Annotated in this window: 10 protein-coding genes; 5 read left to right on the top strand and 5 right to left on the bottom strand. The window is 43.7% G+C overall.

What is annotated here, in order from left to right; genetic code table 11:
- The first annotated feature begins 2 nt into the window (after positions 1 to 2).
- From AC1DV1_RS22775 to AC1DV1_RS22795, 5 genes are all read left to right on the top strand, one after another.
- Entirely contained in the window at positions 3 to 3,512 is a 3,510-nt protein-coding gene (locus tag AC1DV1_RS22775; RefSeq protein WP_477363928.1) for a SusC/RagA family TonB-linked outer membrane protein, read from the top strand.
- Between the two features lie 30 nt (positions 3,513 to 3,542).
- Entirely contained in the window at positions 3,543 to 5,129 is a 1,587-nt protein-coding gene (locus AC1DV1_RS22780) for a SusD/RagB family nutrient-binding outer membrane lipoprotein (RefSeq protein ID WP_477363931.1), read from the top strand.
- A gap of 19 nt (positions 5,130 to 5,148) precedes the next feature.
- Complete coding sequence (locus AC1DV1_RS22785) at positions 5,149 to 6,162, top strand: glycosyl hydrolase family 18 protein (protein WP_477363934.1); 1,014 nt, start codon at positions 5,149 to 5,151, stop codon at positions 6,160 to 6,162.
- Positions 6,163 to 6,188: 26 nt separating this feature from the next.
- On the top strand, positions 6,189 to 7,529 hold the full coding sequence (locus AC1DV1_RS22790) for a glycoside hydrolase family 18 protein (RefSeq protein ID WP_477363937.1): 1,341 nt from the start codon (positions 6,189 to 6,191) through the stop codon (positions 7,527 to 7,529).
- A 246-nt stretch (positions 7,530 to 7,775) separates the two neighbouring features.
- Positions 7,776 to 8,555 (top strand): glycoside hydrolase family 16 protein, encoded by a 780-nt coding sequence (locus AC1DV1_RS22795; RefSeq protein ID WP_477363940.1) that lies wholly within the window; start codon positions 7,776 to 7,778, stop codon positions 8,553 to 8,555.
- Between the two features lie 101 nt (positions 8,556 to 8,656).
- On the opposite strand, the gene AC1DV1_RS22800 is transcribed toward AC1DV1_RS22795, so the two are convergent.
- From AC1DV1_RS22800 to AC1DV1_RS22820, 5 genes are all read right to left on the bottom strand, one after another.
- The gene (locus AC1DV1_RS22800; RefSeq protein ID WP_477363943.1) at positions 8,657 to 10,717 is read right to left on the bottom strand and encodes a hypothetical protein; all 2,061 of its coding nucleotides are present in this window, start codon (positions 10,715 to 10,717) and stop codon (positions 8,657 to 8,659) included.
- A gap of 29 nt (positions 10,718 to 10,746) precedes the next feature.
- A complete protein-coding gene (locus AC1DV1_RS22805; RefSeq protein WP_477363946.1) occupies positions 10,747 to 12,192 on the bottom strand; it encodes a hypothetical protein in 1,446 nt (481 codons plus the stop codon).
- Positions 12,193 to 12,348: 156 nt separating this feature from the next.
- On the bottom strand, positions 12,349 to 13,947 hold the full coding sequence (locus AC1DV1_RS22810) for a solute:sodium symporter family transporter (protein ID WP_477363949.1): 1,599 nt from the start codon (positions 13,945 to 13,947) through the stop codon (positions 12,349 to 12,351).
- Positions 13,948 to 13,955: 8 nt separating this feature from the next.
- A complete protein-coding gene (locus AC1DV1_RS22815; RefSeq protein ID WP_090651889.1) occupies positions 13,956 to 14,966 on the bottom strand; it encodes a winged helix-turn-helix domain-containing protein in 1,011 nt (336 codons plus the stop codon).
- A 76-nt stretch (positions 14,967 to 15,042) separates the two neighbouring features.
- Positions 15,043 to 16,695 carry a RagB/SusD family nutrient uptake outer membrane protein gene (locus tag AC1DV1_RS22820; protein WP_477363952.1) on the bottom strand — a complete coding sequence of 551 codons (1,653 nt, stop codon included), beginning with the start codon at positions 16,693 to 16,695 and terminating at the stop codon, positions 15,043 to 15,045.
- Positions 16,696 to 16,699: the final 4 nt, after the last annotated feature.

A 16,699-nucleotide genomic window follows, 5' to 3' on the forward strand; every position in this document is an offset into this window, starting at 1 on the left:
ATATGCAAAAACCACTACTCCGTTCACGATTGCTCTCCTGGATGCTGCAGAGGATGATACCGTCAATATTATTGATTGTATCTTTCTCCGGGTACGCGCAGTCATCAACACAGGCCTATTCTTTCAATTGGAAAAATACACCGATACCGACTGTATTTAACCAGATAGAGAAGGCTGCCAATGTGCATTTTTCATACAATCCTAAAGATCTTGATTTGCAAAAAAAAATCAGCCTTACGGTAAGCAAACAAAGTTTGCAACAGGTAATTGACCTTGTGACGAAGGAACTTCATGCCCAGTATAAAATTGTTGGTGAAACGGTAATGATCCAATCAGAAAAGCCAACTGCAAAAGTAAGCTCGCAGGTTGTTGAGGATTTTAGCCTTACCGGTAAGGTAACCGACGATCAAAACCAGCCGTTGCCGGGCGTTACCGTTGTAAATACCACCAAAAATCGGTCGGCTGTAACTAATGAAACTGGCAGCTTTGTAATAACTGTAACCAATGGTGATGTTATAACCTTTGCCATGATGGGTTATGAGATTCATTCAATCATCGCTACTGATAAAATCAAAACAGTAAAGATCACCCTTAAAACAAAAGCTACCGAGTTGAATACCGTAGTAGTAACAGCGCTTGGTATTAAAAGAGAAGAGCGCTCATTAGGCTACGCTACCGCCGAAGTGGACGGTAACGATCTTAAACATGCCCGCGAGCCCAATGTGATCAACTCACTTGCCGGTAAAGTACCTGGACTTATCATCAACAGCACAGCCGGCGGACCGGCGGGCTCGTCAAGGGTTATCATCAGGGGCAATACCAGCATAACGGGTAACAACCAACCGCTTTATGTGGTTGATGGCGTACCGATAGATAACTCAAACTATGGCCAGGTAGGTGGCGGGAAGTATTCAGGTGGTTTTGATTTTGGCGATGCTATCTCGGCCATTAATCCCGATGATATCGACAAGATCTCGGTGCTGAAAGGCCCTTCGGCCTCGGCGTTGTATGGCAGTCGCGCAGGCAACGGTGTAATATTGATTACAACAAAAAAGGGTAATTCAAAAAAAGAGCTGGGTATTGAGGTTAACAGCACCTCATCGATAGAAAACCAGCTTACCCATTACAACGATTACCAATATATTTATGGCCAGGGTACCGCCGAGCAAATGGTGGTAGATCCATCGCAGGCAAAAAATACACTGTTCAACAACTTCGGTCCCCGGCTCGATCCTAATTTACAGGTTATTGGGTTTGATGGCAAATACCGCCCGTACGCGTTGGTCAAAAACAATATCGACAACTTTTTTCGTACCGGCGCTACAACCACCAACAACGTAGCTTTTTCTAATTCAAACGATATTTCATCGTTCCGCTTGTCAATAACCGATATGCGCAGCCGTGATATTGTGCCGGGTAGTAATTTGCGTCGTAATACTTTTAATTTCACCGGTAGTTCCAAATTCGGCAGCAAGGTTACGCTATCGGCAAAGGTGATGTATCTTAACGAAGATGTGGTTAACCGTCCCGCGCTGGCCGATGATCCGGGCAACATAGGCAATGCCTTTGTTGGCTTGGCCAATAACGTCGATCAGGCCTACTTTAAAAACGGCTACAAAGACAGTGAAGGCAATTATGTTGACTGGGGAGGCGGCCAATATCGTTTAGACCCCTATTGGGTGATTAACGAAATGCGGAACGAAACCCGTAAAAACAGGTTTATTGGTACTTTACAAGGTAACTATATCATTACCAGCTGGCTAAACCTGCAAGGTCGCATATCTACCGATTTTACTTATCTTACTTATAACAAATTCAGCCCGCGTACCACACCCGGCGCATTGGCCGGCGAGCTGGATCAGTTTGCTCAAAAAATGGGCACAACCGAAGGCGATGCCTTGTTAACAGCCCAAAAGCAGGTAAGTCCATCGCTTAACCTGGCCTTAAGGCTTGGCGGCAGTTTTTCAAGGATAGATAACCCCGGTACAACCTCAACTTTTATCAATCTTAACGTACCCGATGTGGTAAGCCCCAACAGCTTTTCAGATAAATCGGTTGTTGAAAACCATTACCGTAAACGCAACAACGGAGCTTACGCTTTGTTAAGCATTGGTTATAAATCATACCTGTATGTTGATGCCAGCGTACGTAAAGATGCATCGTCAACCCTGCCACAAGATAACAACAGCTACGTATATCCTTCGGTTGCCGCAAGCTTTATCTTTAGCGATTTTTTTAAGATAAACCCTTCAATACTTTCTTTTGGTAAATTAAGAATATCGGGTGCCGAGGTTGGTAACGATACTGACCCGTACCTGTTAAACTTAAATTACAACCTTTATCCGCAAACCTTTAATGGTACCTCGGTAGGGGGGATAGCCAGCACTGTATTGCCCAACAAAAACCTGAAACCTACACGTACTAAATCTTTTGAGATTGGTACACAGCTAAAGTTTTTTGGCGAGCGGTTAAATCTTGACGTTTCTTACTATACCTCCAAATCACGCGATCAGATTAACCTGGTGCCGGCGCCGTTATCATCAGGGTTTGCGCAGCAACTGGTTAACGCTGGTGTAATAGGCAATAAGGGCGTCGAGATAGCATTGAATGGATCGCCGGTAGCCACCAAAGATTTTGGGTGGGAGATTAATGTCAACTTCGCCAAAAATACCAATACAGTGTTATCCCTTGCCGATGGTATTCCATATCTGTCGTTGTCTGACGCGCGCTGGTTGGGCGTATCAGTAGTGGCAAAACCGGGTTCGCCATACGGCTCTATTTTGGGCTTTGATTATCAGCGCGATTCGCAAGGCAACATCGTGCTCGATCCGCAAACGCTGGCGCCAAAACAAGCCGAAGAGCGCAGTGTGCTTGGTAAAGGCACCTGGAGCTGGACGGGCGGATTGGCCAACACCTTTCGTTACAAAAACTTTGGCTTAAGCGCGGTTATTGATATTAAACATGGCGCCGACTTGTTTTCGATGACCAATATGTTTGCTATTATACGGGGCAGCCACGTTTCTACACTACCGGGCCGGGCCGAATGGATAAAATCTGAAGAGCAACGCCAAACCGCCGGTATGACCATTGAACAATGGCGCGCAGCAGGTAAAGTGCAGGGCTACATACCACAAGGTGTTTTGCAAACCGGTACAGATGCTAACGGAAACCCTGTTTATACGAAGAACACCACAGCGGTTGATCCTTCAAACTACTGGTCGCAATTTTATAGCGATGGCAATGGTGTTGCTACGCCGTTTATTTACGATGCCAGCTACATAAAAATGCGCGAAATAACGCTAAGCTACAGATTCCCTTCATCCGCAATTGCAAAACTGGGCATTAAAGATCTTACGGTTGCTGTAGTAAGCCGCAACCCATTTATTATCCATAAAAATGTTCCGAACGTTGATCCCGATTCAAATTACAACAACGGCAATGGCCAGGGCCTGGAGTATGGTTCATTACCTTCAAGAAGAAGCTGGGGATTTAACGTCAACTTCAGGTTTTAACAGGGTATGTATAATTTAAGAACGAACAACATGAAAAGAACTTTAAACAAATATACGTTGGCTGCACTCCTGATGCCGTTATTGCTATTCTCGTGCAAAAAATTTGGAGATGTAAATACCGACCCAACAAAATCTGCCAACCTTGATCCTATTAATCAGCTTAACTATGTAGAGTTGAGATTTGGCGGCGATGTAACTATTAATGAGCGTACAAGTATCATCCTTACAATGCCTATGGCGCAACAAATAGGCGGCGCTTATTATACCCGCTATGGCAGCGCTTATATTGAAGACAGGCAGTACATGTCTGAACTTTGGGAACTGGGCTACCCCAATGATGTTTTAAATATTGTTGACGCCGTGCAACGCAGCGCAACTAAACCCAACCTGAATGCCATTTGCCGCATTATGAAGGTTTATGTTTTTGCAAGGCTCACCGATTTATATGGCGATATTCCTTATACACAGGCAGGTAAAGTCTATATTAATGGTACAGTACGCCCCAAATTTGACACCCAAAAGGATATTTATGCCGACTTTTTTAAGGAGCTGAAGGCAGCTGTTGCCCAGCTTGGTTCGGGCAGCATCGATGATGTTAGCAACGAGCTTTTATATCATGGCAACTTAACCAAGTGGAAAAAATTCGCGAATTCGCTACGCTTGCGGTTAGCTATGCGTTTGGTGAAAATTGACAATGCAACAGCTAAAGCCGAGGCTACAGATGCCTTCAACGCCGGGCTAATGACAAGTAACGATGACATCTGTAAACTGGATTATATAAATATTACCAATGGTTATTCAGAGATAAGGGGTAACGGTGTATCAGTAGGCATTAACCAATACCAGGACGACGGCCGCCCAAGGGTTTGTACAACGTTGCTTGATGAAATGAAGGCCACCAATGATCCGCGCCTAAACTATATCGCACGCGCATACTGGGTTAACCCCGATAAATTAACCGACAGGCTTGATGTTACAGCACAGGTAAAAGCACAAGTTGGGCTGATAGGCGTTGGCCCTGGTAAATACAATTATGACGACTTTTTAGGGCCTATCAATATCGATTATCCCGGACGTGGTACATTGTCTGTTCCAAACGGAGGGCAAAAGGTACAACTGGCCGATTTTATGGTGCGCAGCGATGCTCCTTATTTGCACATGACCTATGCCGAAGTTGAATTTTTGCTGGCCGAAGCTAATACGCGGTGGGGCCTGGCATTAGGTGGCACAGCCAAACAACATTTTGAGAACGGTTTAGAGGCTGCCTGCCTGCAACTGGGCTTATACCCAACCGGACCCACATTGAGTGCAGCCGAGATCCTGAAATTTAAACAGGACAACCAGCTTGCACCGGGTAAAGAACTGCAGCAAATAGATACCCAAATATGGGCCGCGCAATTAATGAACGGACCCGAGGCATATGCCACGTGGCGGCGCACAGGTTACCCTGTTTTGGTGCCAGGTGTAACAGCCGAATCGGACATAACTACTATACCACGAAGGTTTGAATATCCTTTAACCGAACGCGAACAAAACTCGGCAAACATTGCAGCTGCGATTACCGCGCTTGGCGGTAAAGATACCTGGACAGCACGTATTTGGTGGGATAAACAATAAACCTGACAGAAGATAACAAATGAAGATATTAAAAAATAAAGCCTTGCTAACCGTTGTTGTTTTTGTGTTGCTGAATGCCATCGGCTGTAAAAAAAGCAATGTAAAGGCCGAGGTGAAATCTGATACTACTACAACAGTAGCTGCAAATTTTAGGGTGGTAGGTTACCTTAGGTACGGAGATAACCTGCTTAACGAGGCAAAGGCTATTGATATGGGCAAAATAACCCATCTCAATGTGGCTTTCATTAATCCCGATGCCGATGGGGATTTTACCGCCGATGCCGATTTGAAACAGGTAGCCATAATGGCCCATAATAATAAGGTTCAGGTACTGGCATCTATTGCAGGCGGCACTCCGCCTGCGTATTTCAGCAAATTGATAGCCCCGGCCATGCAATCTAAATTTATTGCCGGGCTCATAAAGCTTGTTGATGATAATTTGCTGGATGGCATAGATGTGGATATTGAGCAGGAGCTTATTGATAATAATTACGAATCATTTGTTACCGCCCTTGCTGCCGCGTTAAAGGCCAAAGGCAAGCTTACAACCGCTGCCGTTGCTACGGTTTATGCCAGCAGGTATCCTGAAAACGCTTTGGCTAAGCTGGATTTTATCAACGTAATGTCATACGATAAAACCGGGCCGTGGAAGCCGTCAAATCCGGGCCAGCACTCGCCGTATAGCATGGCGGTTGACGACATGGCTTATTGGAGCGGTACGCGTGGCATCGCCAAAGAAAAACTCAGTTTAGGAGTGCCTTTTTATGGTTATGGCTTTGGTACAAACGCACCGGCCGATATATCGTTCAGCCAGATTGTTGCCACGTATCCTGATGCCGTGAACCTTGACCAGGTAACAGTTAACGGCGGAGGCATAATTTATTACAACGGCATCACAACCATAAAGGCCAAAACGGAGCTGTCGATTGCAAAGGCCGGGGGCATCATGATATGGCAATTGCGACAGGATGCAACAGGGGCAAACTCCTTGCTGGGCACCATTAATACAGTGATAAAATCACACTCAAAATGATCAATTACTATTTTAAAATATTAAACATGAAAAAGATTAAGTATACCCCTATACCGGTATTTATGCTGGTAATGCTTATGGCATTTACCGGGTGTAAAAAAGATGAAGTTAAAAAACAAGAGGACGCTAATCCATATTATCCACGAATATTTGATAACCTGAAGGTGTTTGGATCAAACCAGATCATTAACGAAGGTACAAGCGCCAGTTTTTCGGGCGTGTTGTTTACACCGGCAGGTAAGGTTAAAATAAGCTGGCAGGTAAATGGCAAAGAAATGTCGGCCGATCCGGCATTTAAGTTTACCCCAACAGCGGGTGGCGAATATACCATCAAACTGGTAGCTACTTACAACGGCGATTCAACATCGCGCCAAACCAAAGTGTTGGTGAATCCATCAACCTATACCTTTAAACCTTATACAAAAGTTGTGTTGGCCAACCTTACAGAAGATGGTACCGCCGCCGATGTGGTTTGGAGTAATATCACACACCTGGAGTACCAGGTAGGTAAAGTTGCTGCAGATGGAACCCTTGATGTATCCAAAGGAAACGTAAACCAGCATGTAAATGAAATTGTTGCTCGTGCCCACATTGCAGGCATACCGGTTATTATGGGTATCAGCGGCCACCTTTCAGGTATTGACGGATGGGCCATTTACGAAAGCAATGATTTTGGCACAGCCATCCGTAACCCAACATCTATGAAACTGCTTATCGATTCGGTAAAAGCTTACGTTGCCCGTAAAAAACTGGATGGTGTAGATATTTATATGACGGATATCAACTCTGGGAACGCGCCAGACAACATTCATGCTATAGGGCCATTTTTAACGGCATTAAAAGCGGCCTTGCCCGCGGGCGCTTTAGTTACTGTTACAGCACCAGTAAACTACCAGCATTGGGAGTACCCCGATCTTTCAAAGGCCGACTGGGTGAATATTCACGCTTTTGAAGATAATATTCATATAGGCCCGGATGCACCCGTGGGGCAATCATCAAGCTATGATTTTATGGTATCGGGCGCACATATATGGACAGCATTTCATTTACCTGCCAGTAAACTTGTTGTTGGGATACCGGCATTTGGTCTGCGTTACAACTCGCTTAACGCGGCTGGTAACAACGAAAGCTGGGGCTCATATGATTACATGACCTACAAAGCTATCATAGCCGCCGACCCTGCAAACGCCGGTAAAGAAAAGGCTGATATTGCCAAAGGGGCATATTATAACGGCGTTCCGTTGGTTACTCAAAAGGCTAATTATATCAATGCAAACGGCTTTAAAGGGGCATACCTATGGGCTGCCGATTATGATGCGACGGGCTCCAGTTCCCTGTTGACTGTTCTTCATCAGGCCTTAAAGTAGTGTTAAGTTAATAGTACTAAGTCTTAAGTCAAAAGCCCAATTTAAGAACTTAAAACTTTCGACTAAGGACTATCCGTCATTACATGATTAACATAATAGTACCATCGGTTTCTAATGCGCAAGGCAATTCAATGCTAAAGAGTAGTAACTAAAAGATTATTGAAAACAGGTTAAGAATATAATTATATAACAACATGCAATACAAACAACCTATATAATTTTTTAACAACTTAATTTACAAACACCATGAAAAAAATGTTTTTGGTACTCCTTGCAGCTGTAATGATAACAGCTTGTAAAAAAGAAAGCTCAAACGTACAATCGGCAAGTAAAGCTACTGCTGTTACAAAACAAAAAACAGTAAACAGCACTTTATCGTTTGCCGGTTATACCTGGGTTGTGAGCGCTCCGAGTGGCCAGGTAAGCCCCGGCCCCAATTACTGGAACGGATCAAATGCCTGGGTTGATGCCAATGGCTGGCTGCATTTAAAAATTGCGAAAAATGCATCAAATAATCATTGGGAATGCGCAGAGGTTTATACCACAGCAAGCCTTGGTTACGGAACTTACCAGTGGCAGGTTGAAGGAACATTAGGCTCATTTGATAAAAATATCGTTTTCGGGATGTACAACTATTCGGGTAATGATGGCCACGACGAAATGGATATCGAGATAGCCCGCTGGGGAAATGCCGCCTGGGATAATTTAAATTATACAATTTGGCCGGCAACGGGTGTTACCGGAAGCCCCGGATCTACTACTCATTCATTTACCACACCTAATGGTACTTATACAACCCATAGATTCAAGAGAACCAGCAGCAGTGTAAAACTGCAAAGCTTATATGGTTTCCAGGATGGAGATGCGAATCAATTTCAGACGGATACTTTCAATACGCCAGGCACGTCTATCAGTACACTTAGTATGCCGGTACATATTAATTTATGGCTTTTTAACGGATATGCCCCATCCGATAACCAGCCTGTTGAAGTAATTATTCACAGCTTTAAGTTTACGGCGCTTTAATTGTTGACTTTTGATAAAGCCAAGCGCTTAATCGCTTGGCTTTATCTTTTACTTTTCTGAATAGGTGGTTAATGAAGTCTCAGCATCTCCACATCAATCAACTATATTTGGATATGCGCAGTTTCTCCGTTTTGAATAATATAGGTATGTCTGCTCTCTCCCTTATGTATAGTTATTTCTATTTTTCCATCTCTTTTTTTTGCAACTTTTAAATCAAATTCGGTCCCAAAGGCATGAATATTATTTAGCGACATGGTTTTCCAGTTTTTGGGCAACCTGGGGGTACAGTTGAATTTATTTAGCCCGGTGGGCCTGATCCCGAATAGCCCTTCAATGAAAATTCTGCAGTATAGGCCGCTTTCGGCCGATAAGTGCCTTTGATTGCCTTCGGGGTAGGCTTCAACAGGGTAGGGAACGTGCTCACCTAAAAGCCTTCTGCGCGAATAATAATGTAAAAATGTAAGTGCTTTACCTGTTTCACCAGCCTGCAAAACTCCCCGTAAGGCATATAAGGTAGAGCGATCCCAGAAAGTATCTTTTCCCTGTTCGGTAGCTAAACCATCGGCTGTCCACAGCTGGGGGGAAAATAGTGCATCGATGGTGCCTTTGCTCCGGTCAAAAATTCCCATGGCCAGGGGCATACAGATCCAGGCTCGTAATGTATTATTAGTTTCGTAGTACCTATAGGTTTTGTAATTGTTAATAGAGGCCCCGAAATATTGCTCAATATTTGTTTTTAACCGGGCGGCCTGCTGCTTGTAATCGGCAGCTATTTTTTTTGATAACTGGAGTTGTTCACTAAGAAAAGCAGCGGAGATCAATGCATCATAATATAAACAGTTGGTAGATAAATTGGCTTTGCCGGCAGGAAACCGCCCTTCCAGTTCATCTGCATCGGATGTTACCACCCCTTGCTGGTTAATGTGCCTGCGGCTGTATTCCAGGCACCAGGTTATTAATGGCCAGAGTTTTTTGGCCGAATCAATGTTTCCATAAGTAAGCGCGTACCTTGAAGCGCCATAGGCAATCATGGCCTGGTCGCCGCGGTCGCCTGCACCATTCCAGGTTGTATCGCCTTCGGCAACTATGGAGCTTGGTATCGGTTTATACTGCGGATTCATATACCGGGCAAATAACCGGTAACAATTCATGGCCGATAGGTTTCCTATCCTATCGCCCGAAAAAGCAAAATAGGGGCTAACGTACTCTGCCTGGTCATTGGCCCAGATAGCGGCGTAGTAGGATAGGCCACCCGGCCCGTGCATATAGCCGCTTTTGGTTTTAAAAATGCTTTCTGTAGCGCGTATTTTGGCAAAGGCAAATTCGGTATTTAGTATGCTATCGGGCGTTTGCAGCTGCAGGGGACTTATGATTTCTGCTATCCGTTTTTCCCTGGCTTTTTCTTCCAAATCTGGATTCACCGAAGCTAAGGCATCAGGATGGTCGGTGGCAAGAAAGCAAATCGAAAAGGTGAAAGATTTACCAGGCTGCAATACATGGTTACCGTCATTAACCGATTTAATGATGACTGTATGCGGCGATGATTTGCTGGTAAGCGGGTCTGTTGTCACCTCCCGTTTTAACTTTTCCATCGAAACTGTTACCGGTTTAGCGCTAACGTTGGTCAGCTTAAATCTTTCTATGGCTAATGGTTTAACTACCGATGGAAACAAGCTCCGCTCAATATCTACCAGCCTGGTGTTCCCGGCTTGGGCGGATATGCGCATAATACCGTGCTGGCTAATGCTTTTCACCTTCAGGGGTATCTCGTCGGCCGCTACTCCCTGGGTGGTATTATTAATTGTCAGCAGTTTATTATTGATATAGATCCGGGGCAATTCATTATCCTGAAAGGTGTGTGCTATATGGCTTCGGGTATCATCGGGCAGCATCCTGAAGGTAGGGAAAACCACCGTACGGGTAATGTTAGCTAAACCAGGCGTATCTACGCGGTAGCCAACCCACAGCGAAACCTTTTCGCCCGACATTTCGATATGGTCTGCATGCGGAAGCCTGCTATCTATTTTCCAGGATATGGCGCCGTCTTTTTGGATGGTCCACCTGTCATTTTGTACCGGTAAATTTTGTTGTTGTGCATAGATTGTTAAATGAGTAAACAGGATAACTAAAATTGAAAAAAACAATTTTTTAAGAAATTTCATAAGGACGGACGATGGAAATAACGATAAAATTAATACACTTTAATGTTTACTTTTTTACCTGGTGTCACGGTTGTTTCTACAAAAGATATCATCTTGTTTTGGTCATCAGTTCCTTTTTTTGAGGTAACAACATTTCCATTGATATTAGCCCGTTTAAATGAACCATAAAACATCGCTTTCCATTTAAATGGTTGTTTCCCTGTATTAGTAATAGTTGATTGTTGYCTGTTTATATGTGCCAAACTGATACTGGTGTTTAAAAGAGATAAGTGATCAACGGAAGCGTTGCCTGCACTGTTAGTTTTGTAAATGGTGCCCAGCGTTTTGGTTCGCGCATCGGGAACAATACCCATTAAGCCCTGCACAACTCCTTCAATTATACCATAGGATACTTCGGGATATTCCCGCCTTGCTGTTGATGGGTTGGATAGGAATAGGATGTATTCCCTTGCCTTTTCCCACGCACCAAATTTGTAAAGCAGGTAAGGGTAGTAGGACATGTTTTCAACGTTCCACCGCGAAGCAGCTACGCGTTTAATGGTTTTGTTTGCTCTTACTGTGTCTTTTAAAGCATCAAACCAAAGCAGAAAGGTTTCTCCTTCCTGCATACCAAATTGGCTGTTGTTGCTGTAATAGGTATAATACTGGTTGTCTTTTTCGTTCCACCAGTCGGCCTCCAGGTGTTTCCTGTATTGTTGTGCCTTTTGCGCATAAAGTGCCGCTTCTTTAAGCTTTCCTCTTGTTGCCAAAATTTCCGAATAGGTAAGCATTCCCCGGTACAGGGCTGCAACCAGGTCGGCACCTGTTTTTAAATTCGGCACTCCTTCGGAGTAAGAAGGTAATCCGCGGCACCTGTGAAAAGCATCGTTTTCGTTGTAAGGGGCCGGCGCATTAGGATGGGCGGGCCTTTTGAGCATAGAATCGGGATAAAGCACCCAGGCGTCTATATATTCTTTTACCGTTTTTTGCTGAAAATTAACAAAAGCGGGGGCGTTAATATAATGGCTGTCGCCGGTCCAAAGGTACATCCGCCAGCTTGCATTCAAAATATCGAAATTGGCAGGCAGGTTATACCAAAATTCCTTGTCGTTCCGGTAATCATCTGGTGCCGGCTTTGCCCATTTGTTAATTTCCCAATAGGTGCACCAGTCTTTTGACTGGGATATATTAGCCGCAAACAGGTTAAACATATTGGTGTTTTGGCGGCTAAGTCCTAATATCTCGGCGCCGATGCACTGGTGCGATACATCGCGCATACAAAATGCCGATCTGGGCGGAAGAGCGGATTCATACCAGGGGCCAACGGGGTCGGTATCAGCGCCTTTATAATGCAGTGCTGTTTCCTTGGCCCAGTTGAATGATTGTACAAGTTCTTTATCAGAAGAAGTAAAAGTGACCTCCTTTTCCTGGGCGATAATTTTATAGCCCGTAAAAAGGAATAAGATTAAAGCTGCTTTGTATTTAAGCAAAACCATGTTGTGTAAGTTATAATTATCAGGTTAAATGAATTGGTAAACTAAATTTGAACTGGTATGATCGCCATTTGATCATCGAATAAAACTTCGCCTGTTTGGAAAAATACTATTCTGTTCTATTCTATAAAATTATTAAATATTTTTATAGTGCCAAAATTATTTTGCAAGAATAAGCGGTGAAAAAAGAACAAATAACGCTATCATGAGTACAAGCAATATCACGGTATAATAGTGCCGGTTTTTCCAGGGCTTTATATCCACTGCATTATTAAGCTTCAGTGTATACGGAACGGGCATGGGGTATAATTTGCCAATAGCCAGCATAATACCACAGGTAACCACAAATAAAATAGCCATGATGTGGAGAAAATGGATATGCGTATCAAAAACTAACTGCGAAATGGCATAGCATACAATAAAAAAAACCAGTCCTGTTTTAGCCGCAATTGCCGGGACCTTGGTTGTAACAAAGCCCATAAACATAATAGTAAATATGGGCACATTAAAAAAGCCGTTAACTATTTGCACATAAGTATAAAAGCCATTTTTTACAAACAGGATCATCGGGGCAATAAACATGGCAGCCAGGCAAACAACAATTTCAAATTGCTTGGCTGTTCTTAATAGCTTTTTTTCGGGCACCTGTTTTGAATACTTTTGTAGCCAGGGCTTATAAATATTAAGCATGAACAAGGTGCTGGAACTGTTAAGGCCTGCATTAAAAGTAGTAAGGGCGGCAACAAATATCACCGCGGCAATAAAGCCAGCTATAAAAGGAGGGGATACCACGCTGTCCAGTCGCGGAAAAACTTCGGCGGTATTATGCATTTTTGAAAAAACATGCACTGCTATAATACCAGGTATATTTAAAAGCAGGGGCGAGATCAGTTTTCCTAATGAGGCTATGGCCAAGCCTTTTTGCGAAGTTTTAAGATCTTTTGAGGCAAGTACCTGCTGAATGATATATTGCTCGGTACCCCAGTAGTAAAGATTAACCAGCAACATACCGGTGAATAAGGTGCCAAAAGGGATAGCGTCTGATGATGAGCCGATACTATTCAAGTGCTCCTTATGCACAGTAAGCACCTGGTGTAAACCTGCCTGGATATCGCCATGCCCTATATATTTTAACCCAAAGAATGGCAGCAGGATTCCCCCGGTAAAAAAACCAATACCAAGCAGGATATCCAATGTGGTAATTGCCTTCAGGCCGCCCAGCATCGAAAAAAGGCAGCCGATTGTTCCCATTATCCAAACCAGGATCAGGATGACCGTTGAATATTCTATTTTCCAAACGTCTGAAAAGTGGAATAAACCGTTAAAGGCCACGGCCCCTGCATATAATACTGATGGGAGTAGGTTGAATACGTAGCTGACCAAAAATATAACCGAAACCAATTTGCCAACGCCACCCCCATACCTTGCGGTCAAAAAATCGGGCGTGGTTGCTATACCCATTTTAATGTACAGTGGCATTATAAATTCCGATACCAGCAGCATGGCCAATACCGAACTTACTCCCCAGGCCATAACCGTCATGTTATTGGTATAGGTTAGCTCGTTTTCGCCAATGATAGAGGCTGTATTGATATTGGTAAACAGCAGGCCGCCGCCAACAAGTAAAAACCCCAGGCTCCTGTTGGCAAAGAATAGACCATTTAATGTACTGACCTTGGGTTTGCCAGATTTGTACCAGAAAGCAAAAGCCACTATCCCGGTAAAAAAAAGTAAGCCGATAATCATGCTGGCGTTCATAACAAAGCCTAAAGCGTATGCCTCTCAAACAGGTTCATAGGAACGGTAAGCTGTATTTTTTCTTTTGATAAAACAGCATGGCCGGCCATTTTTCCCATGTTCGAGAAATCAGCAGAAAAGGTGGTGATACCGATGATCTCTTTAGCGGGTTCATCATTATGTGATAACACACCGAGGTCTTTACCCGGTTTAAGTTTTTGGGTTTTGCAATCGCGCATAATCTGCCATAAGGCAAAGTTGTCCAATGTAAAATATACCTTTCCCTTTTCAACAGAACCTGGAAGGTATTCTTCCTCTATCCGGCCTTTGATGCTAAATTCTTTCAGAAACTTTTTAAATGAATCTACAATCTCTTTAGGATCTAATGAATTTGCCGAATGATAAAATATAAATTCATCAAACTGTTTTATTTTGGGTGCCAGCTTTGAAAAAACAGCGTAAGATGCATCCCCAAACTCCTGGGTAATGTGGTTAAAGTCGCCGTCCAATTGTTCAAAGCGGTCAAACATCAGGAATTTATTGCGGGGGATGGTCTCCAATAATTCTTTTGTTTTGGGATGCGGAATAGGAGCAACTACGTACATGCCATATTTGCCTTTTATTTGCAGCAGTATAGTTTCAAATATTTCGATATTGCCGTGATGGAAATAAGGAGTTAGCTGGACATTTTCGCCCAGTTCGTGCCTGAAATTCCGGTAAAACTGCTCTTCAAAAGTATCCAGGTTATACATCAGCAAGGCTACGTTTAAAGTTTGGCCTGTATTGCCGTTGCCTACAAAATAACCCAAACGGTTCTTCGCTTCTACAATCCCACGGCTAATTAAATCCTTATAGCCTTTCACAATGGTTTCCCTTGAAAAACCAAGCTCTTTAATCAGCCGGTTTACTGATGGCAGCATTTCGTCCTGGCCAATTATTTTTTCATCTATAGAATTAATAATCCCCTGTACAAAGCGGTCGTGCTTTGAGTAAGATGGGATTTCGGCCAGCTTCCTTATTTCTTCGAAAATTCTATCCATTGAGTACGTGTAGTTTTAGGCAAAGTAAGCAAAAAAAGGCAGCTGCTTTGCTGCCTTTTTTTAAGCGTAGTATGTTTTAGTTGTAATTGGGGTTTTGTTTTAGGTTAGGATTAATCTGTATCTCCTTGCGGGGAATAGGATAGTAATAAAAACTGGGCACCCATGTCCTTTTTTGCATGGTAACTACCTTGTAAGTAAAGGAAGTATTTGCAGAGGAGGTTGGTGTAATGGTAATACCCAAGCCATCCTTTGAACCAATTTCGGCCATGCCCCATCGGCGCAGGTCAAAGTAACGATGCCCTTCAAAACATAGTTCTATTCGTCTTTCATGGCGAACGGCGTCTGTTAAAGCGGCTCCGGTTGCTGTAATTGCCGGCATCCCGGCCCTGTCCCTTATCTTATTCAGGTAAAGTAATGCCTGCCCGCTATTGCCAAGGGCGGCTTGAGCCTCTGCATAATTTAAATAAATTTCGGCCAGACGGAATGATACCCACTGACAGGCGCTATAGGGCTGAATATTAAAATTATAACTTTCATCAACCATTTTTCGCATGGTATACCCTGTTTTTGAAGCATTCCATGGAGATAAAGAGCTTTCTTTTGAATCGAGTCCGCCTTCATAAAACTGCGCGCCCCGGCCCTGAAAAGGCGATCCGTTAAACAGGATGTCTGCATAAAATCGCGGATCCCTGTTCTGGTAAGGGTTCGCACCGTTGGTAGCCCAGTTAAACGGCGTTCCGTCGGCCATATCAAAGTCTTCCACCATTTGCTCCAGTACATTGTAAGCGCTGTAGCCATTGTATCCGTTCGGGCTAAGGTCGCGATAGAGCGTATTGTACCTATCCTCCTGAACAGTTGCGTTGAATACCCTTGAAAATATTACTTCGCTGTTAAAAAAATCGGTAAAAATGGTGTTGTAGGTTGAGGAATTGCCATGCAACGAGTATTGACCCAGATCGATAACAGCCTTTGCCGCATCGGAAGCTGCCTGCCACCTGCCTGCCTCATTTCCGGTGTTATAAGTAGGGCTTGCCGCATACAGCAACAGGCGCGATTTAAGCGCGAGCGCAGCACCCAGGGTGGCCTTGCCATAGTTATCGGTATTGCTATAGCTTTTTGGAAGTATGGCAGCTGCTGCGGCAATATCAGTCAGGATAAAATCTCTGGTCTGGTCCCAGGTGGCCCTTGATTCATTGAAGGTATTATCATTAGCCGTATAAACTTTGGTGATCAATGGTACCCCGCCGAAGCGCTTCAATAATTCAAAATAACATAATGCTCTTAAAAAGTGAACTTCACCTTTCATATTGTTGAGCTGTGCACCATGGCCCACGGTATCTGCCTGTACCACATTTTGAAAAAACTGGTTGGTTTTTTGGATGGTGCTGTACAAAGTTGTCCAATAATTAAGGGTAGAACTGTAATTTAAAGGGAAAGAGCTGCCCTGGTTATCTGGAGTAGCCTGCCCCAGCACGTAGGTATTTTCATGGCACCAGTTAAAGTTACTGTATAACTCATCTGTTTGAGAGCCCCATCCAAAGCCGCCATCTTTAAATGCAAATACCGATTCTTTATATATCTGGTTAACAAATACCTGTATAAGGGCGGGGTCCGTCCAAACCGTATTGGTTGAAAAGGAGCTGGTTGGCTGCAAGTCGAGTACTTTTTTACAGGAGATACCTGTACACAGCAGCAGTACTAAACTGAATATATTGACTGTTTTTTTCATTGCG

The organism is Mucilaginibacter sp. P4_D1, from assembly GCF_056401935.1.